Annotated in this window: 17 protein-coding genes; 11 read left to right on the top strand and 6 right to left on the bottom strand. The window is 34.9% G+C overall.

The genetic code is table 11. From position 1 onward, the window contains the following. Positions 1–11: 11 nt before the first annotated feature. Positions 12–470, bottom strand: a complete 459-nt coding sequence (locus ACMAZI_RS07970; protein ID WP_412473421.1) for a hypothetical protein — start codon at positions 468–470, stop codon at positions 12–14. A 155-nt stretch (positions 471–625) separates the two neighbouring features. On the opposite strand from ACMAZI_RS07970, the gene ACMAZI_RS07965 reads away from it, so the two are divergent. Further along, complete coding sequence (locus ACMAZI_RS07965) at positions 626–1,432, top strand: TIGR02147 family protein (protein WP_115362918.1); 807 nt, start codon at positions 626–628, stop codon at positions 1,430–1,432. 4 nt (positions 1,433–1,436) lie between these two features. Here the strand turns inward: ACMAZI_RS07965 and ACMAZI_RS07960 are convergent, their stop codons facing one another. The 3 genes from ACMAZI_RS07960 to ACMAZI_RS07950 all read right to left on the bottom strand — a co-directional run bounded on the left by ACMAZI_RS07960 (position 1,437) and on the right by ACMAZI_RS07950 (position 8,382). Beyond that, positions 1,437–4,250, bottom strand: a complete 2,814-nt coding sequence (locus ACMAZI_RS07960) for a S8 family peptidase (RefSeq protein WP_412473422.1) — start codon at positions 4,248–4,250, stop codon at positions 1,437–1,439. Then, the gene (locus ACMAZI_RS07955; RefSeq protein ID WP_412473423.1) at positions 4,250–7,381 is read right to left on the bottom strand and encodes a hypothetical protein; all 3,132 of its coding nucleotides are present in this window, start codon (positions 7,379–7,381) and stop codon (positions 4,250–4,252) included. The genes ACMAZI_RS07960 and ACMAZI_RS07955 overlap by 1 nt, the downstream gene beginning before the upstream one ends. A 152-nt stretch (positions 7,382–7,533) precedes the next feature. Then, positions 7,534–8,382: a hypothetical protein gene (locus ACMAZI_RS07950; RefSeq protein WP_115362924.1), complete on the bottom strand. Its 849-nt coding sequence runs from the start codon at positions 8,380–8,382 to the stop codon at positions 7,534–7,536. A gap of 348 nt (positions 8,383–8,730) precedes the next feature. Here ACMAZI_RS07950 and ACMAZI_RS07945 point away from each other — a divergent pair, with 348 nt between their 5' ends. From ACMAZI_RS07945 to ACMAZI_RS07910, 8 genes are read left to right on the top strand one after another with little or no spacing between them, the layout of a single operon-like run. Next, positions 8,731–9,387 carry a GbsR/MarR family transcriptional regulator gene (locus ACMAZI_RS07945; protein WP_115362926.1) on the top strand — a complete coding sequence of 219 codons (657 nt, stop codon included), beginning with the start codon at positions 8,731–8,733 and terminating at the stop codon, positions 9,385–9,387. Beyond that, entirely contained in the window at positions 9,384–10,628 is a 1,245-nt protein-coding gene (locus ACMAZI_RS07940; RefSeq protein WP_115362928.1) for a beta-ketoacyl-[acyl-carrier-protein] synthase family protein, read from the top strand. Before ACMAZI_RS07945 ends, ACMAZI_RS07940 begins: the two co-directional genes overlap by 4 nt. 31 nt (positions 10,629–10,659) lie before the next feature. Continuing rightward, on the top strand, positions 10,660–10,905 hold the full coding sequence (locus tag ACMAZI_RS07935; RefSeq protein WP_115362930.1) for an acyl carrier protein: 246 nt from the start codon (positions 10,660–10,662) through the stop codon (positions 10,903–10,905). 47 nt (positions 10,906–10,952) lie between these two features. Next, positions 10,953–12,341 carry a phytoene desaturase family protein gene (locus ACMAZI_RS07930; protein WP_412473424.1) on the top strand — a complete coding sequence of 463 codons (1,389 nt, stop codon included), beginning with the start codon at positions 10,953–10,955 and terminating at the stop codon, positions 12,339–12,341. Between the two features lie 12 nt (positions 12,342–12,353). Next, entirely contained in the window at positions 12,354–13,382 is a 1,029-nt protein-coding gene (locus ACMAZI_RS07925; RefSeq protein WP_412473425.1) for a 3-oxoacyl-ACP synthase III, read from the top strand. Continuing rightward, complete coding sequence (locus ACMAZI_RS07920; protein ID WP_412473426.1) at positions 13,382–14,275, top strand: alpha/beta fold hydrolase; 894 nt, start codon at positions 13,382–13,384, stop codon at positions 14,273–14,275. The genes ACMAZI_RS07925 and ACMAZI_RS07920 overlap by 1 nt, the downstream gene beginning before the upstream one ends. After that, positions 14,259–15,890, top strand: a complete 1,632-nt coding sequence (locus tag ACMAZI_RS07915) for a fatty acid CoA ligase family protein (RefSeq protein WP_120404889.1) — start codon at positions 14,259–14,261, stop codon at positions 15,888–15,890. The genes ACMAZI_RS07920 and ACMAZI_RS07915 overlap by 17 nt, the downstream gene beginning before the upstream one ends. A 2-nt stretch (positions 15,891–15,892) precedes the next feature. After that, entirely contained in the window at positions 15,893–16,870 is a 978-nt protein-coding gene (locus ACMAZI_RS07910) for an NAD-dependent epimerase/dehydratase family protein (RefSeq protein ID WP_115362939.1), read from the top strand. On the opposite strand, the gene ACMAZI_RS07905 is transcribed toward ACMAZI_RS07910, so the two are convergent. Then, positions 16,847–17,644 (bottom strand): undecaprenyl-diphosphate phosphatase, encoded by a 798-nt coding sequence (locus ACMAZI_RS07905; RefSeq protein WP_115362941.1) that lies wholly within the window; start codon positions 17,642–17,644, stop codon positions 16,847–16,849. The two genes, ACMAZI_RS07910 and ACMAZI_RS07905, sit on opposite strands and share 24 nt — an antisense overlap. After that, the gene (locus tag ACMAZI_RS07900) at positions 17,641–18,936 is read right to left on the bottom strand and encodes a hypothetical protein (RefSeq protein WP_412473427.1); all 1,296 of its coding nucleotides are present in this window, start codon (positions 18,934–18,936) and stop codon (positions 17,641–17,643) included. The genes ACMAZI_RS07905 and ACMAZI_RS07900 overlap by 4 nt, the downstream gene beginning before the upstream one ends. Positions 18,937–19,488: 552 nt before the next feature. On the opposite strand from ACMAZI_RS07900, the gene ACMAZI_RS07895 reads away from it, so the two are divergent. Together ACMAZI_RS07895 and ACMAZI_RS07890 are read left to right on the top strand one after the other, a co-directional pair. Beyond that, a complete protein-coding gene (locus ACMAZI_RS07895; RefSeq protein WP_412473428.1) occupies positions 19,489–22,722 on the top strand; it encodes a hypothetical protein in 3,234 nt (1,077 codons plus the stop codon). 30 nt (positions 22,723–22,752) lie between these two features. Continuing rightward, a complete protein-coding gene (locus ACMAZI_RS07890) occupies positions 22,753–25,116 on the top strand; it encodes a hypothetical protein (protein ID WP_115362946.1) in 2,364 nt (787 codons plus the stop codon). Positions 25,117–25,118: the final 2 nt, after the last annotated feature.

Genomic DNA, 25,118 nt, shown 5'->3' with positions numbered 1-25,118 from the left:
GGCCTGTATATTTAGAAACAATTTATTGAAGCATTTTCTCCAGATTCATTTACATATTCAATGAAAATTTCATCAAGCTTTTCATCATAATTAACTGTAATATAATACTGATCAAAGCTTTCTTGAATAAAAATTGAATTTTTAAGGCTTACGATTGCATTATAGCTAATTGTATTTCCATTGAATGCCTTATCACCTTCTGCTCTAAGATTATATAATCTAATTTCTATATCTTCATCTGTGCGAGCAGAATTTTTCTGTCCATCAAGACATACATTTCGATAGTCGTTTAAAAGAACATCACGGATTTTGTCTTCAATTTCACGTGCACCCCAGCCAGTTTTAGCACCCCAACCAGTCTTTCCAAGAACATCAGATACATTTGGTAAGAGTTCATCGAATACGACAGTAGAAAACATTGCACTTGTGTTTAAAGAGATAATGAGTGTGAGATAAATAGTTTTAAGCATATAGTGTATTCCTTTTAATGCCTATTTATCCTATATTGGCGTCATTTACTCAACCATGTGTGTAATATCTTTAGTTCATTGTATAAATTAGTAAATTTTCAAATATTTCACAGATTTTGCTAAATTTATTTGAAAAAAGAGACGAAACGTAAGTTATGGATATTAGAGGTATAGACCTATTTAGCTATATTGATTATCGACTTTATTTAGAAGATGTCTTTAGTGAGCGAAAAAAACTTGATCGCAAGTACACTTTTGGAAAGTGGGCAAAAGAGCTTGGTATCTCAAGTGTTTCAGGTCTAACTATGATCTTAAAAGGGCAAAGACATCCTGGCCCTAAGCTAATTAAGAAATTAATAGAGAATCTCAAATTAAATGAAAAAGAAGCAGACTTCTTTACATCTCTTGTTCAAGCAAAAAAGAATGCAAAAGGAGATGAAGAAGTATTTCAAGTTATTGCTCAAAAGCGTGTGACGGATATCTCCAAAAAAGAAAGGCAAGTTGAATTTAAATGGGAGATGGCCCTAATTAGAGAGATGTTAAAGTGGAAGAACTTTAATACAACTAAGGACTTAAGCTCGCTACCAATTATTTTTCAATCAAATGAAGGTTATCAAGAAATTATCGAACAAATGAAAAGTTCAACGATAATCAAAGAAGAAAAGAAAAAAATTAGTCTTAATCCAGATTACGAACCTCAATACAAACTTGAGATGTCACAATTTGTCCCTCTCCATCAAGAAATATGTGATCTATCAGATGATAGTTACTATATGCCAAAAGAGCAAAGAATTCTTGAGCACGTCCTTATCAATGTAAAAAAAGAAGACTTAACTAAGGCAAGAAAAAAACTATATGAATTCATCCAAGAATTTACAGATGAGTTTGATAGAGAAGATGGTAGCTCTGATGATCATCAAATTTTTAATTTAACCACACTATTCTTTCCATTTACAAAATAGAAACTTATTTAACATTATGAATGTAGACAGAACTTAGCTTTCCAGGTCCCATACAATGTAGCCTGATCTGCATATTTTTATCAATTTGAGCATGACCAATTAGTGCACATTGCGCAGGTATTGAGTAATGATACTTGAGTTTCGTTGATAATTCATTACCATTTTTTGTTATAACGCTTATGTTATTTCCAAATAATCTTTGCATATCGGTATAGATTGCACCTTTAGAAGTATCAATTTGTGACATTTGAAAGATTTGAGAAAAGTTAGCACCTGGGAAACTAGACTCTCTATTAATAGAACGCTTAGAGTGATTCACGATCTTATTATCTACAATTTTTAATAAGTGAATATTATATCTTCCTTCAACGTATATTGAATACTCACCTTGACCTTCATCAAAAGCTGCAAGAATTGAAGAAAGAGGATCTTCCCACTCACTCTCAAACCTTAAGGTCTTAGATGAATCGGAGAATTTAAATGCAAGTTTGTTACGTTCTTGCTGTCTTGTGATGAGATAGTTTTGAGTGAACTCACCATCAACAGTAGATCTAATCGTTGTAATATTAGATTTATGAATTTGTAACGATCGATTCTTTTTAACGATATTAAAATTAGTTGTATCATCAAAATTAATCACATAGTAATTATTAAAACTGACCTCTCCTACTGCAAAAATTAACTTCACACTCCCCTTCATTAGAGATTTATTATCTTGCTCAAGGAGTGATACAAATTGTAGATTTTCATAAAAACCAAGATCTAGCTGTTCTCTTAACTTAGAGTCAAAATCATAAGACTCTAATGTTCTAATTTGTAACTTAACTTCTTCGTCAACAACCTCAGGTAGAAGATAGTATGGACGTTTCTTTTTAACGTTATTTAAATAATCGATTGGATCTTGATTATTATCAATTTGAGGCAAGTCAAAAACTCTTGAAACAAGCGGTACTAAGACATCACCAAGAGATTTAGATGTGGTTTTAATAAAATTAAAATAAGGCCTTCCTCGATTAAAATTCAATCCACCAAATTGTGTAGCATTTAGTTTCCATGTTGATTTTTCACCAAATAGTGGTTTTCCAGCTACATCATATGAAGCGAGGATATATTTTCTCTTATCTTTAGAAGTTCCATACACAAGAATATCTTTTGTACCATCTAGATTCATATCAGCTTTTAAAACACTAATGACATTGATATCTGTTGCAAATTTAATTTGCATTGGTGAATATTCTTTTCTTGCTTCATTTAGATAGAAAATACTTCTTAATGAACGATTATTTAATACATAATAATCCTGTGTTGCTTTATTAGCAGTGAAATCGATTACTTTTAACAGAGCAGAACTTTTAATATTAGGTGCAATTCTTAACAGAGCACCTGCTGCAATCTTAGTGATCACCTTGGCCTCGTCTAACTTAATTGGCTTAACAAGCTGTAGACTTGCCTTTTTAGAAACAAGAACCTCATCAGATGAAGTGATTAATTTAATATTAAAATTTTGCCAAGACTCAATATCAAAAGATTTAATTTTTGACTTAAGCTTTATCACATTGCGTCCAGCTACTATTTTTTTGTCAAAGCAAGTATCTTTAATAAGTATGTCACTATCAGATGTTAGACATACTTTATGAGCTGAAATTGATTCATTTGGATTATATACTTCAAATTCAAATACAATATCTCCACGAGGAGATACTTCTAATGTATCCATCTTCTTAGTAAGAAGAACAGGATAAAGATTCTTAACTAGAAGAGATCTCTTGTAATCAACACTAGGAAGCCAAGAGTCTTTAGAATAACTTGTGCTTGATTGATTCAAGACAGATAAGAATTCATAGCTATTTTTAACAATTCCTTTTAACTTTAAGGCAGCTGCAAGTGCTGTCACATGAGCAATAGCGTAAGAAGTTCCACTTTTAAGATCATATTGACCAATACGAAGAACTTTTGATTCCATATTTGTTGGAATCGTACTAATTAGCTTCTCTCCAGGAGCATAGATATCAACAACCTGACCAAAGTTAGAGGATGCAACTTTTTCACCTTGAATATCAATCCCACCAACACAAATAACTCCATCATAATTACAAGGAAAGATATTCTTTTTCTTATTATTATTTCCGGCAGCAGCAACAACAATCACATCTTTTTCTAGGGCGTAATCAATTGCACTAATCAACTGTGGAGTTTCGATTACTTTTGGAATACCAAGAGAGAGATTAATAACATCAGCACCATTATTAACAGCAAAAGCTATAGCACGAGCTATATAACTTGAAACGACCTTACCTTTATAAGTAAAACCTTGAAAGTTTGTGATGGCCTTAATAGGCATAATTTTGATGTTTTTAGGCAATAGCCCATCGATACCTACGCCATCTTTCTTAGCGGATAAAAGACCTGCAACAAATGTACCATGTCCTTCATTATCTGAAACGTCAGCATTACCATCTAAAACATTATAACCACGACATGGTAATTCTTTCTTTTCTTCTTCACTCTTACCAATACATTCAGGATAGAGCCAGATATTATCTTTTAATTCAGGATGATCGATATCGACACCAGTATCAATAATAGCAACTAAAGACTTTTTATCATCAATACTTTTTAAGTCCTCGTCAGAAAAGTAATTAATATCGACACCATCAACGCCTTTGATTTCTTTAAATTCTAATTCTGATACTTTTCTTGAATACGATTGTGAATTATTATCTATAGACCATTGTCTAGAAACTAAATCGATACTATTAGCATTCACAACTAAATATACAGCAGAAAGCATTAATGTTTTTAACAAGTGAGTTCTCATTAATTAAGATCCTCCCTATACCAGAGGCCTTTAACTTCTGCTTTAATTAGATTAAGAACAGATATTAACTTACCAATAGGCCCACCAAAGCTTCTCGTATTGATCTTTCCATATGAGTTACCTTCAATAGGAGCTAACATTAATTCATGATCAACGCGATATCCTGAAAGCTTAGATTCAACGTATAAGTTTCTTTCACCAAAGAAGTCTAAAAGAGTACGTGCATCAATGTAGCGAGCAAAATAATGACCGACATGAGAGAGGCACTTTAAACCTTTTTGAGCTTTATCTTTTCGTAAATACTTCCTACACCAATATAATTTATTAGATATTACATCAAGATCCCCACAACGAAGACGTTGAGAGCGTGTTTGCCCTGAAGTATTGCGGTCGTGACGACGATGTCTCTGATGACAATTTCTAATAATCATCTTACTTGATAATTCATCTAATTCTCTATCTGAGATATTAAGAATTCTCTTAACTGCTCCATCAAAGAAATGAATCTTTGTCTCAAGTCGTGCAAAGTGCATATCTCCGGCATCAGATGCATCTGATTTTGTATATAGCTTTAAATTAAAGTCCTCGTTTTCCTTTTTAAGTTTCTTTCTAACAACTTTTTCTTTAATTACAGCTCTTTCATATGTTTTACGATAACTCATATAGAGTTCTTTCATATTGCTGATTTCAACTTTTCCTTCGTCATCAATAAGCTTTGACTCTAAAGTTGTCTCATGTGTAGTAGCTGCTCCAAAGAGATTCTTTCCTGGATTCTTATAATAATGTTTGGCTTCAGACAAAAATGGAAGATCATCGACATCAAAACTTGAGCCAATTTCACTTATATATCTCTTTAAAAGGTAGCCACCCATGTTGCGAAGAAACTTACTATAATTGACACCATCAAGTTCACCATGACTAGCAGAAACTAATTTTATATCAAGGCGATTCTTGATTTTAACCAGAATTTCACTAAATGTATTAAGAGACTTTTTAACAAGAAACAAGAAGTTAAAGTTAAAGAGGCTATCGTTTGAATTATTATAAACTTGAATATCTTCTTCTCCCATCGCATCGTTTGTACGATCTCTTAATAAAGAGATAAACTTAGCAACGTTCTTAGAAAAATCTAATTCATCCTGTTCTGGATCAAGAGTGATCTGGTATAACTTCATATCAAGTTTTGAATCAATCTTTTTGCCTTCAAACATAACGATTGGAATAAGATATGATAATCCACCTCGAATCCTAAGCTCATTTACACGTGCATCATCATAATAGACATGAAAGTTGTATTTTGATTTTCTAGTAATATGAATACGAGATAACTCTTTATACTTCTTACTTACACTTCCATAACCGTTAGCAACATCAAACAGTGGAGCATTTAACGAAAGTGTAATATCAGGAACTACAGAAGTTGATATAATAATCGACTCTCCAACCCCGAAGTTTTCTGAAATTGAGCGGTATATATCAAATAGCTTTTCTTTTTTATCTTCCTCATCATTTGAAGCAGATAAATACTGAGTAAGATTCTTTTGTAAAACTTTAAGTGTTTTACCTACAAGCATATTCTTATAAGGTGTTTTAATTGCTTGCTTAAGATCTTCGACAGGCCTTACATGAGTATAGCTTGTATGAATACCAATATTAGGAAATAACGATCCACTAGTTGTTTGAGAGATAAACCTTTCAAGCCCAATAAAGAGTCCTAAATTTGTTGTAAAACCAATCGTATCTGCTAATTGAACAAAGTTATCTGTACCAAAGTTTTGACCTACGACAACATCTCTACCAAATAAAATATTTCCACTTACAACTGGAGACTTCCAGCTTGAAAAAGGAAGTGGTGGAAATTGTCCATGTTCTTCAAAATAATCTAAAGCAAATTCTTTATTTCCTTCAAAGTCTTCTTGCAGCCATTTTATTTTTGCATCCGAAATATTAAATAGCTTTAAATTTTCACTCACTTTACCCATAATTCCAGAAAAAGCTGCTGATTGAGCTTCTCCAAAGAGAAAAGATGGTAGATGATCAAGAGGACCTTGAGATGCTCCAAAACTGAATTGTCCAGCGTATCCCTCAAACTTATGAGGCTTTAAGTGTCCATCTTTCACTAATTCGTGTTTTATTTCTTTTTTAAAGTCATATTGCTTGGCCTGAAGCTTTAAAACTTCAACCAAATTATTTCGTCTAGCAATTAATTTTTCGATGAGAATCTTTTCAACGATTGCAGGATAGTGAGAGGCCTTTACTAATGCCGTTATATCTTCACGATCAAGCTCGGCGACAAGTCTTGCCATCCAAAGCACATCATCATATGTTGCATCAAAATCTGAAGTTGTTGGATAATCAAAAACGAGATGTTCATTTTTTATTTTTAAGAAATTATATGAGAATTTATTAATTGATTCATTTAAATTAAGATAAGAATAGATCACAATTAAGCTTCTAAGGGATCTCAAGTCTTTTGAGTCATTTAAAGATGTCAGAGCAACATCATAGAAATCACTTTCTTGTGGCATACGAACAAAGATATCTTTTAGGACTAGATAATTAGTACCTTCTTCAACTAACCAATTCTTATATGATGCTCCTAATTGAGTTACTAGATCAACGTCTTTAAAGAAGTCTTTTTGTCTTTCATTTTTAAAATTGATACGCACTTCTTCTAAATATTTTGAAGCTGGGATAATATAGCCAAGCCTTCTTAGAAAATGCTTACGAAGAAGTATTGTATGTAGACTTTTTGAAAGGTGTACCTGGAAATTACCTTCATTATTTGAAGCATTAAATCTTAAGATACTTGCAGGAGAGCTGATTGTTCCCTTGAAATCTAATTCATGGCCTTTATAAATTGGTAATTCTTTGTCATCACGCTCATGATCAGCGAAGTTATTGTGTCCGTTCCAAAGACTTGAAAGTACAGGTGAAAGCTTGGATAAATCCACTCCTTCTTGTTGTAATTCGAAGGCTTGTTCAGAGTCGATAGCACCATATTTAGGACTATAGAGATCAGCAGCAGGTAAAGACTCACCTTTAATAGCAACCAAACCAGTGGAAGCAAATGTCTTATAAGACATACTTACTAAGACAATAAATAATATAGCTGCTTTAAATAAATTCATTGCCCTAACTCTATCAACATATGGAACGAAATAAGGAGAAATTGAAACAAATTCAAGTATGTAAATAATGTGAACAGTAATTAGTTCTCTAAAAACAAAGGGGCCAATTTAGGCCCCTTCTACGGTGTGGTATTTTTTGTCTTATCAACAACTTATAATTCAATTGATAGTAGTTCTGGAAGGATAACATCTTCGATATTCTGAGTTGTCGTTCCTAAGTGGCCAGCTACATCATCAATGATTTGTTCACGTGCATTTAGATCATTCTTTGCGGCCATGAATTCCTCAATCGACTTACCTGTAAAGTGCTTGATATTATTTGCAATTGCTTTTTGGTCTTCTTCAAGAAGTTCACCATTTTTAGCATTTTCTAGCATTCTTGAAACTTCTTTTTCCATCGTTACTAGAGAAAGAGCTTTATCTGAAGGAAGTTTAAATGCTTGAGAATAAAGAGAAGCTTTATTAAACATTTCTAACTCTTCATCATTAGCGGCCATAAGACCTGTATCCATTGTTTCTTCTTCATCTTCATAGTAGTAACCAGTATCAAAACCTTCAAATACTGGATCACCAAATACATCGTAACCTACGTGATCAACGATTTCGTAATCATCACCCCAACCGTCACCGATAATTCCATAGTCCCAAGCATCATCACTTTGAACATCACGGAACTCATCTGCTAGACCTTGGTTATTTGAGTAGTAGTCCCAATAAGCAAGAGTTCTAAGGTATGTAATATCAATAGCTACAAATTCATTATATTTAGCATCCCAGTAAACAAAGAAGTCTTCTCTAAGAGAGTCATATTCATCTTTTTCAAGTGTATTAAGGTCATAGTAATAAGGATCAACACTATTTAGAGCTGATACAAATCCATTTGCTGTAACATAAGGTGACGTGTAAGTACCGTAAGTCGAAGAAGAACTGCTTCCTCCACCTGAACGTCCACAAGATGCGAATAAAGTTGCTAGCGCTGCAATAACCAATAAGTTTTTCATGTAATTTTCTCCCTACGTTTCAAAAACTCGACACCCCTCGCTGCCGATAGTGTTAAAGTTAAATCTTCTTGATTTAAAATTGAATAGTGAAACTAGTTCAAGATTCATGCCAACTTTTACACCACATAATTGACGTTTTTAGTAGCATACTGGCCCCAAGTTGAAAAATTAACAGGTGCTTAATGTAACTAGATATTATTTTAGGACCAGAATGCACCTTGCAGCACATCATTTAACGCTATGCTCTTCTTAAACGCGCAAGATCCTTTTAAGATTGACCACTTAGACAATATTACTTATATTTTATATTTGAAATATTAACGTGTTTTTTGAGTAAAGAATTTCAAGATGAAAGTAACTGAAAATATGGAAATTGAGATTATTGAGGCAAGTCTTCTAGACTATCTACCTCATTATGAAGCTTTCTTTTCAAAAGTCGGCTTTAAGCGCATTGAAGGCGCTGTCTTTGGTGTACTCGTTTATTCTCCAAGGGCCCTTGCCTCTGATGAGATTGAAAAGATCTTAGGTCTATCGCAACCAGCAGTTTCGAGTGCCTTAAAAACACTTTCAACATATAAGATGGTTCTAACTAAGGATCATCCTGAAATTAAACGAATGAAAATCCATGAGGCCAATGATGATGCCATCAACATCGTTTCCAATATTGTAAAGAAACGTGAACTTGAAATCATCGAAGAATTTGAAAATATCACTTCAGAGTCTTTAAACCTTATAAAAGATGAGAAAAGAAAAACACGACTAACAAATATTTTAACGACAACTCGATTTGCAAAATCATTGAGCGAATTCATCATCTCTATTAGCAAAGAATTAGATAATCCTTATATGGCCATTGAGAAGTTCCCAGTTGTGACGAAAGTATTAAAAAACTCTATGACAGATATTAATCAACTTAAATCAGGACTTAAGACTGGTTTAAGAAACTCATTTCTAAATATTGTATCAAAAATTGAAAATGAAAAACATAATGGAGCAGGTAAATGAATCTATCACGCGTTGTGATTACAGGTGTTGGACTAACAGCACCAAATGGAAATAATTTAAGAGAATTCCGCTCAGCACTTCTTGAACAAAAGTCAGGAATCACTTACGAAGAAGTTCGATTTATGGGAGAAATTCCAGTTGGAAAATGTGACTTTGATGTAAAGAAGCACCAAAAAGGAAAGATGAGAAAACGTGGGACACGCGTAGGAAGCATCTCTGTTTATTGTTCTAAAGAAGCACTAGAAGACGCTAATCTCAATATCGATGAAATGGATAAGTCTCGAATTGGGATCTATCTTGGAATTACTGAGCATGGGCCAGTAGAGACAGAAGAAGAATTATTCCAATTCTACAAGAATAACAATGAAGATAATTCACTTTGGACTCATCACCACAATCCAAGAACAGTTGCCAATGCTCCTGCTGGTGAAGTTTCACTAAATCTAGGAATTACAGGGCCTCACTATACAATAGGTGCTGCATGCGCGGCCGGGAATATGGGACTAATCCAAGCGGTACAAATGTTACAACTTGGAGAAGTTGATCTTGCTCTTGCAGGTGGTGTATCAGAATCGGCAAATTCATTTGGAAACCATGTTTCATTTAAGGCGCAAGGTGCACTAGCAGACTTCCCAGAAGATCAGACTAGAGCAAGTCGTCCACTTGATAACAATAGAAATGGAATCGTTATCTCTGAAGGTGGATGTGTATATACACTTGAAAGACTAGAAGATGCACTAGCTCGTGGTGCAAAAATTTACGGTGAAATCGTTGGCTATCATACAAATAGTGATGCCTCAGATTTCGTATTACCAAATCCAGAGCGTCAAATGCAATGTGTACATAAAGCAATTGAGAAAGCAGGACTTACAATTAAGGATATCGATATTGTAAACCTTCATGCGACAGGAACAAAAATGGGCGACATCCAAGAAGTTTCAGGAATTAAAGAAGCATTTAAGGATGCTCCAGAAGTTGCTGTTAATTGTACAAAAGGCCTTATTGGTCACGCAATGGGTGCTGCTGGTGCATTAGAGCTAGCAGGAAACCTTCCAAGCTTTGAAGATGGAATGGTTCATCCTTGTCACAAAATTGATGAGATCGATCCTGAATGTGCAATGGATCAACTCGTTTTAGAAAAGCCACTAAAAAAAGATGTGAAGTATATCCTAAACAATTCATTTGGAATGTTAGGTATTAACTCAACGCTAATTATAAAAAAATACGAAGCTAAGGCTTAATTTAAAGTAAAAAGAATTACAGGAGAAGAAAATGACACCAGAACAAGTAAGACAAATCGTTGTAGATATTATTGCAGACATTGCAGTTGATGATGATGTAACAACAATCGATGATGCAACTCCACTAAGAGACCAACTAGATCTAGACTCAATGGACTTTCTAGACATCGTTATGGAGCTTAAGAAACAACACGCTGTAGAAGTACCTCAAGAAGACTACCCAGAGCTTGCTTCAATGAACTCTTGTGTTGCTTATCTAACACCAAAATTTCAATAAATTGATACATGGCCACCAAAGGTGGCCAATTTTTAAAAAGAAACGATATGACACAAAAATATGATGTAATTGTTATTGGCGCTGGGATGAGTGGACTTGCTGCAAGTATTAGGCTTGCGATGTTTGGTAAGAAAGTTGTCTGCCTAGAAAAGCATTCTATCTCGGGAGGACTGAATTCATACTACCGTCGAGGTAAAAGAAATTTTGATGTAGGTCTACACGCTCTAACTAACTTTGCACAAAGAGGAGAAAGAGGAAAACCTCTTACAAAACTCTTAAAACAACTACGTATTCCATGGAAAGAGCTAGAATTAATTGAACAAAAACAATCAAAAATTATCTTTCCCGATACAACTCTTACTTTCAACAATGACTTTGCTACTTTAGTTCAAGACATTGCAGAAAAGTTCCCTACTCATATTGATGAATTCAATTTATTTGTGGAACACATAAAAGACTTCAATGAAGTCGCCCTAACTAATGAAACATTTATGGCAAAAGATGTTGCCAGAAAATATATAAAAAATGAAAAGCTTATCTCAATGATCTTTGCACCTTTGTTGATTTATGGATCTGCATGGGAAGACGACATGGATTTCTCTCAGTTTGTAATCATGTTTAAAAGTATTTATCTTGAGGGTTTTGCTAGACCAGATGGAGGTGTTCGAAAGATTATCAATCTCCTACTTGATAAATATAAAGATCTAGGTGGAGAACTTCGTTTTCGCGCAGGTGTCCAATCGATCAATACACAAAATGATAAAGTAACAAGTGTTACACTAGAAAACGGTGAAGTCCTTGAATGTGAAAAAGTAATCTCAAGTATAGGACACCCTGAAACAATGTCAATCACTCAAGGCCAAACATCTCAAAAGATAGAAGTAGGCCCGATGACCTTTTGTGAGACTATCCTGTGTTTAGATGAAAGACCTAAAGACTTTGATATGAATGACACTATTCTCTTTTACAATGAAAAAGAAGATTATCAATATCGAGCTCCAAGCGACTTTATCGACGACAAAAGTGCAGTCATTTGTTTCCCAAATAATTTTGCAGACGATGATAATAATGAAGGCCTAATTAGACTTACTTACATGGCAAATTACGAAAAGTGGAAAGAACTAGTCAATACTGATCGCAAAGCCTATTTAGCTAAGAAAAATGAAATATACGAGCAATCATTAAAAACTCTTAAAACAATATATCCAAATGCGAAGCTTGATGTGAAATTCAAAGATGTTTTCACACCTCATACAATTGAACGCTACACAGGCCATATGCGTGGATGTGTTTACGGCTCAACTCAGAAGCTACGCGATGGTAGAACACCAGTTAATGGACTGTTCTTATGTGGAACAGATCAGGGATTCCTAGGAATCATAGGCTCAATGCTAAGTGGAATTTCGATGGCAAACTTACATGGCCTAATGGAATAAGAAAGGAAAGAAATGAAGTATAATAATGTCGTAATAGAAGACTACTCATATATAGATCCTCCAGAAGTTTTAACAAGTGATAAACTTGAGGAATTACTTGAACCTATATATACAAGATTAAAACTTCCTCATGGCAGACTAGAGCTTATGACGGGAATTAGGTCACGAGGTTTTTGGCCAAATTCAACTAGGCCAAGTTCAATTGCAACTCAGGCAGGAGAAAAACTCTTAGAAAAGCTTTCTAAAAAAGGAATTCAAAAAAGAGATATCAACCTGCTAATTAATTCCAGTGTATGTCGTGACTTCTTAGAGCCCTCAACGGCTTCGGTTATTCACTCTAATTTAGAAATGCCACAAAGCTGTAGCCTATTTGATATCTCAAATGCTTGTTTAGGAATGATTAGTGGATGGGAAGTTGTCGCCAACATGATTGAAACAGGTGCTATAAAGCGTGCAATTATTCTATCTGGTGAAAATAGCGCTCCCCTTTTAGAAAACACAATTAAAACACTTAATGAAGATCAAACGATTACAAGAAAAAGCGTTAAAAAGTTTTTTGCAAACTTAACAATTGGATCTGCTGGTGTAGCATATTGTCTAGCTCATAAGAGCGAGGCCCCTAATGCACCTCAAATTACTTCAATAATTAACAGAAGTGACTCGACAGCAAATAAGCTATGCCAAGGCGATGGTAACCCAGAGACTCTTGTCATGGAAACAGACTCTGAAGAATTACTAAAATACGGAAAGGCATTAGCAAAGAAAACTTTTGAAGAGTCTCAATTAAAAGCGAATGAAATTGATATCGTTATCGGCCATCAAGTTGGTAAGGCACATAAAGAAGTCGTTCTAACAGAGCTAGGACTAAATAAACATCAGACATTTGATACATTTGATACTTTAGGAAATACAGGATCAGCAGCGCTTCCTATTACACTTGCAAAAATGAATGATGAACAGGGAATTGAAAAAGGTAAGAAAGTTGCTCTTGTAGGAATTGGTTCTGGTCTTTCTTGTTCTGTACTAGGAGTAACTTGGTAATGGATATGACAATCGATACTTGGCAACACGAATACCCATTTAGAAATAATTTTCTTGAAATCAATGGCAATAAATACCACTATCTCGATGAAGGTAATCCTGAAGGTGAAGTTGTTATCATGCTTCACGGAAATCCAACGTGGTCATTCTATTACAGAAATATTGTAAAAGAATTACAAGAAGATTATCGTTGCATTGTTCCTGATCACTTTGGATGTGGCCTATCAGATAAGCCACAAGACTATGAGTATACATTAGAAAATCACATCAATAACGTCCTAATGCTTATTGATCAACTCCAAATAAAGAAGTTTAAACTTCTAGTTCACGATTGGGGTGGAGCTATTGGAATGGGTGTTGCAACATCAAGACCAGAAAGTGTAACAGGTGTTATTCTACTTAATACAGCTGCATTTAAGTCTCTTGATATCCCAAAAAGAATTGCTCTTTGTAAGCTTCCTCTTATTGGAGAGCCAATGGTTCGCACGTTTAATGCTTTTGCTTGGCCTGCAACATTTATGACCACAACAAAGCCTCTAGCTAAACATATTAAAGAAGGTTATCTTCACCCATATAATAGCTACAAGAATCGAATTGCTACAGCTCGATTTGTAAAAGATATTCCACTAACAAAGTCCCATCCAAGTTATGGAAGATTAGAAGAGATTGAAAATGGACTAAAGAATGTAAAATGTCCAAAAATGTTTCTCTGGGGCGCTAAGGACTTCTGTTTTAATATGAAGTTCTTAAAGAGATGGAAAGAGTTTTATCCCCAAGATGACTCAAAGACTAAGTATGTCGTATATGAAAATGCTGGTCACTATGTGATTGAAGACGAAAGAGAAAATTGTCTTAAAGAAATAAAAGGCTTTCTGAATGAATATAGCTCTTAGAATTGAGAACTGGGCACAACAAACTCCAGACAAGACTTGTCTTAAGTTTCCAGTTAAAACAGGCAGTGGATATAAGTATGACCAATTAAGTTTTAAAGCGTTTAATGACTTAAGTTCTCACTATGCGGCCTGTTTAAATGAAGAAGGTATCCAAAAAGGAGACAAGGTATTACTTTTTGTAAAACCATCATTTGACTTCCCTGCCCTTACTTTTGCTCTCTTTAAACTAGGGGCCATCCCTATTCTAATCGATCCAGGAATGGGCCTTAAGAACCTTTTTAAAGCAATCAAAGATGCAAAACCTGACTATCTAATCGCAGTTAATATTGTGCATATTCTTAGGCTATTTAAAAAAGATAGCTTTAAAACAATTAAGAAGTATTTCACTACAGAAAGTAAAATACTTTCTTCTTTAACAACAATTAGTTCACTCAGAAATAAAGAACATAGGGACTTTAGTACACAAGAAGTTGCCCCTCAAGACTTAGCGGCCATTCTCTTTACTTCCGGTGGAACTGGTAGGCCAAAAGGTGTTGAATACACACATGAAATATTTAACAGACAAACTGATGTGCTACAGGAATTATTCAATCTAACTGCTGAAGATATTGATGTTCCAGGGTTTCCTCTATTTTCATTTTTTACCATGTCAATGGGAATGACTAGCGTAATCCCAGACATGAACCCGAGTAAACCAGCAAAATGTGATCCCGAAGCACTCATTAAAAATATCAATGATAATAAGGCAACATTTGTTGCTGGCTCACCTGCTATATGGGATAGAGTTGGACGTCATCTAGAAAAGACGAATCAAACACTCGATACTGTAAAATACATTGTTATGTTTGGTGCTCCTGTTCGCAATGAAGTACATGAAAGACTACTTTCAAGACTGACTCGTGAAGATGCGGACACATATACACCATATGGAGCAACTGAATGTTTGCCAGTTAGCTGTTTTAACGGAAAAGAAGTTCTTACCAAAACACAATTTGAAACTGCTAAGGGTTCTGGTACTTGTATTGGTCTACCTTGTCCAGGCGTTGAAATTAGAATTATTAAAGATGTAGACGGTGTAATTAAAGATATAAAAGATACAAGGCAGCTTCCTAGCGGAATGATTGGTGAAATTATTGTGCGAACGAAAACAGCTACTGCCGCTTATCATGAATTAGAAGACAAAACACGAGAAGCAAAAATCTATGACGGTGATACATTCTGGCACCGCATGGGTGATATTGGAAGAATTGATAACGAAGGTAGACTCTGGTTTTATGGACGCAAGGCCCATCAAGTAAAGGCCCATGCCACGACATATTATCCAATCTCAATAGAAGCAATATTTAATAAACATCCATTAGTTGAGAAATCCGCTTTGATATGGATTCTAAAAAATAATCGCATTAGACCTGCTTTAAGTGTTGAACCAAATTCATTTGTCATGAATAAATCTCGTTTAAAACAAGAGTTAAAGATCATGGCCAATCAACACTCACACACAAAGGATATCGATGAGATTTATATCTGCTCAAAATTTCCAGTTGATATTCGCCACAATATAAAAATTGATCGCAAGGCCTTATCAAAACTAGCACAAGCAGGGAAGCTGAGGTAGTCATGAGAGTCTTAGTTACAGGTGTTACTGGCTTCTTAGGCTATCATATTGCAAAAGACTTATTAAAAGATGGACATGAAGTAATCAACTTCTCTCGTCGACACACCTCAGAAGTTGACGAGCTCGGTATCGAAACAATAAAAGGCGACCTAACTAATTATGAAGATATTAAAAATGCCTTAAGAGATATCGATGCAGTATTCCATGCTGCAGGAAAAGTTGGAATGTGGGGAAAGAGTAAAGACTTTCATCGCATTAATGTTGATGGAACAAAGAACCTTGTAAATGCTATGAAGGAGCAAGGTGCAAAATATTTAATCTACACAAGTACACCAAGCGTAGTCTTTGGAAAAGACGAAATTAAAAATGGAGACGAGTCACTTCCCTATCCAAAAAAATATCTTAATGAATACGCAAAATCCAAATCTATTGCAGAACGATTTGTCCTAGAGTCAAATGGCCATGGAATACTAACAACTTCAATTAGGCCTCACTTAATTTATGGAGAACGCGATAAGAATATCATCCCAAGACTTATTCAAAGGGCAAAAAGTGGCCGTTTAAAAATTATTGGTGATGGCCAGAATTTAGTTGATATTAACTACGTAGAGAATGCTTCACATGCACATGTCATGGCCCTAAAAGAGCTATCTACAGAGGCCAAGAATCAAGGAAAAGCATATTTTATTGGCCAAGAGAAACCCGTCAACCTATGGGACTTCATTAATAAAATACTAGAGGCCAAAGGTGAAAAGCCTATTAGTAGTAAAGTTTCTCTTAAGATCGTATACTTTATTGGCCTTATTTTCGAATTAGTTTATAAGCTTCTAGGAAAGTATGACGATCAACCACCAATGACACGTTTTGTGGCCCTACAAATGGGAACTTCTCATTATTTCAAGCATGATAATGCAAGAGTTGATTTTGGTTATTCACCTAAAATAACAATTGAAGAATCACTTGAGAAGATAAAAAACTAGCGCACTTAAAATCAAGCGATAAACTAAAAAGTAACCAAATTGGATTCTCTTTATAAGTTTCATAAAATAGTGAATAGTAGCAAGGCCCACAAAGAATGAAACCAACATGCCTATTGCACAATTAAAGAGCTCAAATTGCACACCTTGTGGTTTAGACATTAAGTTATAACTTTTGAGCATAAAGGCTGCAAAAATAAGAGGCAGAGATAATAAGAATGAAAATGAAGAAGCGTCAGCTTTAGAAAGCCCTAAGAATCTTGCCGCAGTAATTGTAATACCTGAACGTGATACACCTGGGAAAATCGCCAGTACTTGAGATAGTCCAATTACAATAGACGATGAGGCACGAAACCCTTCCATATTCTTATTTGTTTTACTTATGCGATCTGATATGAACAATAAGATACCAAAGAATGCTAAGTTGAATGCAATAAAGACTTCATTTCTTCCATAAGCTTCAGCAACTGGTTTTAAGATTAATGCAAAAAAGCCTGTAAAAAAAGTTGCGATCATAAAGTTCTTAGTGAAATCATCACATGTTTTTCCAGGTAGAATAAAGAAAATTGCATTCTTTGAAATTCTTAAGACATCTTTATGGAAGTAGATACCTACGGCCAAAGCTGTTCCCACATGCATAGCTAAATCAAAGAATATTCCTGGGTCTTTAAACTCATATATGAATGGAAGTAAGGCCAAATGACCAGAGCTTGAAACAGGTAGAAACTCTGTTAATCCTTGAATTATTCCATAAACAATGGCCATCCATAATGTCATTTCAACTTTTCCTTAACTTCTAAAATTGGCTTTCTATCTTTTAATTTTAGGCCAAGAAGAATGTCATTGAAACCCTTAATTGTCGCTTTAGAATAAAATATGTCTTTTCTTTCTAATGCCATTTTAAAAACTAAAGAATAACGCTGCAAAGCTGAACGAACAGTATCGATATAATCTTGCTGATTAGACTCTAGGGCAGATAAAGCAGACTCAACGTAAACTCCTAAAATATATCTTTCAAAGTTTCGTCGATAATCTTTACTCTGATCAGCTTCATTTAAAAAATCAAAGGCAAATAAAGGATTAAACAAGCTCTCCTTAATCCAAATATCATATCTCTCCTCAACTTTCTTTCCCCATCTAGCTTTGAAAAAAAGTGCGTTAGATAAAGCGGCCTGTGACTTATCATTATCAAGATGTCTGTCCCAAACACTTTTATAAACAATAGGTCTCAACTGAGAGAGACTAAAAAAAGTTTCACGGTATATAATATTCTCACCAGAATAATCTTTTTTACGTACAAATATAGTGTCTCCACTTTTAATGAAGTCCACATAATTATCGTGTGTTAATTCAAGTAACTTAGATAGCTCTAGTTTCATTTGAAGGTATGGTAGGAATTGGAAATGTCCTTTCATTATTAATTTAGGAATATTTTTATAATCAACAAGAAAAGCATTTGATATTAATTGAAACAGCTCTAGTGATGCTCGTTGATTAATATAGAAGTAGTCCTTGTCATCTTTAATTGATAACTCCAACGATTTATCAAGTTCGGGATAGTAAAGGCTAAAAAACCAAAGATTATTTTTTGCGACTTTAACAAGCTCATAGAGATCAAAACGTGAAGCTATTTTAAAACTGCCCTTAATTGAAAGTTTCTTATCCCATAGAGAGACTAAAGGACGAAAGATTGTTTTTGAGGAAACCTTTCTAATTTCATAACTTGGAATAAGCTCAAAACGCCCATCTGCCAAGTTTGTGAAACTAGAAAATCCCAAAGTTTTTGAACCAATTTCTTGAAAAGATTCAAAGTCCTTAATATCCCCTTCCACAAAACTCTTTAGGCCATAATCAACTTGTTGCTGTCCTAGAAGTTGTTGCTTATACATCAAAGGACTAAAAGGTGTTAAGGCGACTGCTATGAGACAGATTAACGTAGCAAAGAAGTAAGAGATTACTTTTGAACGATATACTAAGCGAGATGCTGTTAATTTAGAACTCCAAGGATGCTCAATTTCTCTAGAAAATAGGTCAAGTACAACACGAATTGGTAAAAGTATTAATCGCATAATGGCGGCCAATCTTCGCAAAAAGAAGCTAGGGGCCATAATTCTTACACCACATATTAATTGCCCAAAAGTTAAACTGAACAACAGTGCGCAATAGAAATAATAGAAGAAATAAGTCACGACAAAAACAAAGAGATGCTGGATCGAGAGAGAATCCTTTGAAATATGAAAAACAGAGTTGGCCAGTGCCAACACGAATTCATTTGACAATAATCCGTAGCTTAAAAACAAACATAGGCATAAGTCGATTATAGTGGCCGTAATCTTTAAATATCGTTTCGGTGTAAAAAACATAGAGATTTTGCTTCCAAATAATAGTTATTTCTTCAAACGGCCACAAAATTTGGCACTATATTTTTAGAAATTTTGAAATTTAGATATATTTTAACACTATGAAATGACGTGATCCAATTCATAATTTCAAGGACTTATTTTCTTGTCGAAACAATAAATTACCCAACTTACTAGGTCAGAATTGAAAACCTTAATAAAATAAAGAAAATAGATAATTTGTCGATAAGTATAAGGCATTGAATTGACAGGGGAACTAAAGTGAAAAGATTAACAAAGGCCAAAGAAACAAAGAGCTTGAATAAAGAAGGTGAAAATTCTTCTTTAAAAAAAGTTAAGGTTAGCGTACTTGCACTAACTCTTATTCATTCATCTCTACCATTAAGTGCTCAAGCTTTTGTAAAAAAAGATGGAGAGACATGGTCTCAATACACTTCTGGCTCTGGTGCTAAAACAATTATGGGTGCCCTAAACCTTGTCGGTAATATGTCTAAGCAGATGTATAACCAAGGACAACTTTCACAACAAGAAATCCAAGGCCTGCATTCATTCAATAAAGCACAAGCAGATGCACAACAGAAGATGTCTGCTCGTCGTTTTCACCCTGCCTTTAACTGCCCTCTTGCTCCTGAACCAATCCTTGCTCCAAATGGTGCCTGTAGTGTTGGTGGACAAATGAAAATTCCAGAGCAAGCGCTTGAATTTGGACAAAAGATTCTAAATGAATATATGAGCTTTAAAAAACCTCGCAATGTTCCTCCTTATATCGGGGAACAATGTCTTACAGAGGGGCTAAAGAGTATTGAAGACAATTACCAATCAATGACATCTAAATATGAAGAGATGATTGCTCAATTTGAAGCTCAATTAAATCAAACAATTGAAATTCAAAAGAAGAATAAAATCAAAGTCGATGAATTAAACGCATTACTAAATGGTGGCGGAAATAAAGTAAGTCAGGACTTTAAAAATACTGACTTTAATAAACTACTACCAGAAAACTGCGTCGATGCATATGATGTTAACAAGATCATCAAAAGCCCTAGAGGTGGTGGACTTGTTGGCCTAAAAGATAAAATGACAAATGATGAAAGAGAAGCAAAAGGATTTAGAGGACACTCTCTTGCTGAATTAAATGCAAAAATAGCAAGTGATAAGAAAAAAGTTATTGCTGCTCTTAAAAAAGACGGACTAGGTGCCCTTACAAGAAATAGTACTTATAGTGGCCTAAGATTTGGGAAACTATTTAATGATATCGGAAAAGGTAACCTAAGAGCAGACCTTGGAACAAGAGCTGCTAAGATCAATAATCTTATGAGTAAACTTGGTGTAAGTGATGCAGACGTACCAAAGGATCCATTAGATCCAAGCTTTAGTGCAAAAGTAGAACGTCTTGCTGCAAAGAGTACTGCTTCATATCAAGAAAAGTTTGTCTTAGAGTGTATGTCAGGTTCAAATAGAGCTGCATACTCAACTCCTCTAGCACAATCACTAAAGAGCTTCGACCACGTAAAGCTAGGAAATAGTGGTGATGCCTTAAGCCGTTTTAAAAGAGTTGCTTCTGATGCATTTAGCTCTCCAACTTCTCTATCAGCACTTGATCGTACAGTTAACTCAATCGAAGATGGAAATATCAGAATTACTGTTACTAATAGTAGCGGTCGTGATGTAACAAAATCAGTTGGTCAATACTACAATGATCTAAAGAATGAATGTACAGCAATCTATAATGGTGACCTAAAGCCAGCTGGTGATGCTGCAAAACTTGAAACATATCGTGCAGAAGTTCAAGAACTAGTAAGTGAAGCTAAGAAGCTACAAGAAGATACAAGTAGAAGTATCGCTTCAGGAGGAGAAGGAAGTATTTCTGCTCTTATCGATGAAGCATTATACAATTGTAATGGACGCTCTATTGAACTAAGTAGCTGTAGTTCTAAAGATACTTATAATACATCAAGCTCAAGCTTCTGTGTAACTCAGGCAGCATCTTGTTCTGAAAACCTTGCACAATGTAGTGCATTCACAGAGAACTTAGTGCAACAAAAGACACAAGAACTAAAGCAACAAGCTGACCTTTATAATGCACAAATGATGCAACAAGAAGAAAGGGCCAAGGCCCTTGTGACTCAAATGCAGTCACACATGTCAAATGTTGCAGACAAAATGTATAAGGGAATGTTCCCTAACCTAACACCAGCTGCAGCAAAAGCTTTTGGATTATCATCAATGAACGGTCTAACATTTGAAGGTGGACTTACTGCTATTGATGTTCCAAAAAGTGATCAACAAATAGCTGGTATCTTTCTTGAAAAAGATCCAGAAAAGTTTAAGAAAGCATTAATGGATCAGATGGTTGGAAATATTTCTAAAATGAAAGGAAGTCTTGAAAACTGGAAAAAAGAGCAAATGAATCATATTGCTGAACAAAAAGGCACAATTGGACAAAGCTTAAATGATGAGATCACAAAGTGGCAAAACTTTGTTTCAGACTGTAATGGAGCAATTCAAGAAAGAAATAACAAGATAGCCTCACAACTAGAAGAAGCTAGAAAACAAGCTGCAGATAATTCAAAAAAACAAATGGAATTTTGTCAAAAGATGAGAGGTCTACAAGAGCAAGGCTATGGACCAGGTTGTAGCGGTGATCACTCAGCAAAGGATCTCTACTCTGATGCAGTAGAAATTGCTTCAGTTCTTCAAGCACAACAACCTCAACGAGGACCAGCAAGCATACTTAACCCAGGTGGTAATAGTACTCTCATCTTTGAACAAATCAATGAATATAATAGATTCTGTGATGAAGCAGGACGTGAAGGCCTTCTATCAGAAGATGGTGAAAGTGCTAACCCTACAGATGATTTGAAAAAAGCATGTGCTAGAGCGAATGGGACAAGAAACTTAGCAAAAAAACTTAAAGATATTGTTTTTGATAATATGACTGATGAAGAAAAGAACAGTGAAGATGATTTAAAGTCTTATATTAGCGAGGCTCTTGCAAAAATTGAAGCTGGAGAGACTTACGACAATATGAATGATGCCCTTCATGAGAAGCTCAACTCATCAACAGTAACTTCAGTTCAAACGTATTTAGGATTTGAACAATCAAATTATAATTTAAAGAATAACAATAAGCTAGGTGAAGACATTTGTCGTGCAATAAAGAAATCAAAAACAGCTTACTCTAAGGCCCAATGTGAGGGTGAAAGTGATGAATCTGATGGTGGAAAAAGTGCTTATGAGCGCTGTATTGACAGAGAAGATGATAATTATAAGGACGGTCTAGCCGAGGCTCTTGGTGTTGATGATGTTTCTATCACACTTAAGAGAACTATGAACCCAGGATTACAAGATGCATGGAAAAGCATTGGTGAAAAATACAGTGGTACAGCATGTGCGGCCATCAACGGATCACAACTCGGGCAAAAAGGACTTATCCCAGGACTTATGGAGAAGATCAATCGCGATATAGCTTCAGAGGATGGGATGATCCAATAAGGAAAATTAATTAAGGCATAGGAGGCCTAATTGAATATAGCGGTACGTAAGCTTAGAAAAAAACAAAGAGAATTAAAAGCACTCACCTTTTATTTGTGCTTAGGGCTTCTTACAACTTCATGCTTAGTAGATCCCGCTCAAAATCGTACAGGTTCTGGGGGAAAGGCCCTAAAGAATACACAAGATACAGTCTCTGCAGGTTATGGACGAGTACTTGCTGCTAATCCACTGATCTTAAGTGATTATAGTGCTGATGAAGATACAGATCTATCAACTCTTATCACACGCTCTCCAGTACCAATCACAAATAATCAATATCTAATTAAAGATTGTACCATGGTTGCAAACTGCCTTGAGGTTACAGAAGATACAGGAATTTCTCCTTTCTACAATGAAACAAGTCAATGGGCATTTCCAGTTACATCAACTGAATTTCTACAAATTAATGCTTACTACCACATGTCAAAGATCATGGATACATACCTATCGGACATGCAAAATTACTATAATATCGTTTATCCAAATACTGGATCACGTCCCTTCTCAAGTACAATTCCAAGTGATTCCGATCAGCATAAGTCATTTTGGAAAAGCTTAACAAACTCAAGTTCAAAACTTATTGTAGAAGCGGATTCTTCACTTAAAGATAATGCAAGCTTTAGCCCAAGTAATTTCAAAATAAGGCTAGGTTATCTATCTGGTTATACAAATTTAAAAATGGCACAAGACCCTTCAGTTATCTACCATGAGTTCGGTCATACTGTTGTTGAGCGTCTAATGAACCATCGTAATCGCTCTTACGCAGTAAATAATTGCCTTGGAAATGATGAATACGAAGTATGTAGTGGTGAAAGTCAACTAGGATACTTTGCTCACGATGATGCTTTATCAATCAACGAAGGTCTATCAGATTATTTCTCGTACTTCGTTAATAGTCGTGAACATATGGGAGAATGGGGACTTGGTAAATTTAAAAATGCCTCTCGCCCACTTTCAGAAGATGATAGTCTTCACATTGCAGGAATATCAAGTGATAGTGATTCACGCTTAAGATATCCAGAATACCTAGGATATAATGTATATTCACCTGAAAAAAGAATTGATGATATCCACTTAGATGGACAAATAATCAGTCACTTCTTAGTTGCTCTTACAAAAGAATTTCAAAATAAATGTACTGGCACTCACACACAAGCTAAGAAATTAGTATTCTACACTTTGGCCGAAACACTGGCAGAACTTGGTGACTTAACAGCAAAGGCAAAGGACAGTTTTGTCGACCAGATAAATCTGGATATTAACTATGCACACGAATGGCTTAAATCAGTAAAGCCTGTTAATTTTAGAAACTTCTCACAGGCATTTGCTAGAAATGTTTTAAAAATGACTATACAAAGCACAAGCCTATGCCCTCTCAATTCATTCTCAAAAGATGATCTTGAGCAATTACTCGACTCTTATGGCCTACTCCTATTTAGAACATATAATACTAATTATAACTTTACAGGTACATCTGGTAACGTAACTGTTAATCAACTTAATAGAAAAAAATCTGAACTAATAAGTAAAAATCTTTTAATAGAAGACACAAGATCGACATATTCGGATATTAGTGTTTTCGATATAAGATCTACGATCTATCAAACAATTAGAAACCAAATGAAGATCGAAGAAGTCACAACAACTGATGCAAGATACAATAATGGTAACGGCCAGGTTTCACCTGGAGAAATCGTTGGAATCTTTGCTAATGTCTTTAATAAGTCCAATTCGATTATGGCAGGAACAAGAGTGCTCGCTTCAGACTGGGCACATATGCAAGATGGCCTTCCATGTACAGATTTAAGTGACAACTTTCCTTCCCTAGCTCAGGGTGGAACAACATGTGACCAATTAACAAAAGATAACTATGATGATTCAGGACGTATCATGCCAGTTTGCATGCTTACATATAATGATGGCTCAAGCACAAAGATTTTAAATCAACATGAATTCTTAAAAAAGATGAAATCAGATATTGGACTACTTGAACAAGATTGTCTTGGACAAGGAGAAGAAAGAACACAAGATGATTTAAATAACTGTTTCGTAAAGGCCATACCAAGTGCTAACACACAGAATATACCATTCATGCTACCTAACTCAAACTGGCAAGAAACAATGCAAGATGAACAAGGACAGCCAATATTCACTGACTCAAATTTAATGTTTTTTGAAATTAACAAAAATATACCAATTGGAACAGAAGTAACATGTCGCCTACGTACGACATTTTCAAATTGTGATGATTGCTATCATGATAGTCAATCTTCATATGACGACTTCAGTGATTTTGAATTTGCAGGTGAGAAACCTTTTAATATTTTAAATATTAATTTTAAGATTGGACAATAGGC

This window comes from Halobacteriovorax sp. YZS-3-1 (assembly GCF_047084945.1).
Classification (GTDB): domain Bacteria; phylum Bdellovibrionota; class Bacteriovoracia; order Bacteriovoracales; family Bacteriovoracaceae; genus Halobacteriovorax_A; species Halobacteriovorax_A vibrionivorans.
This window is presented reverse-complemented; position numbering and strand designations above follow the sequence as displayed.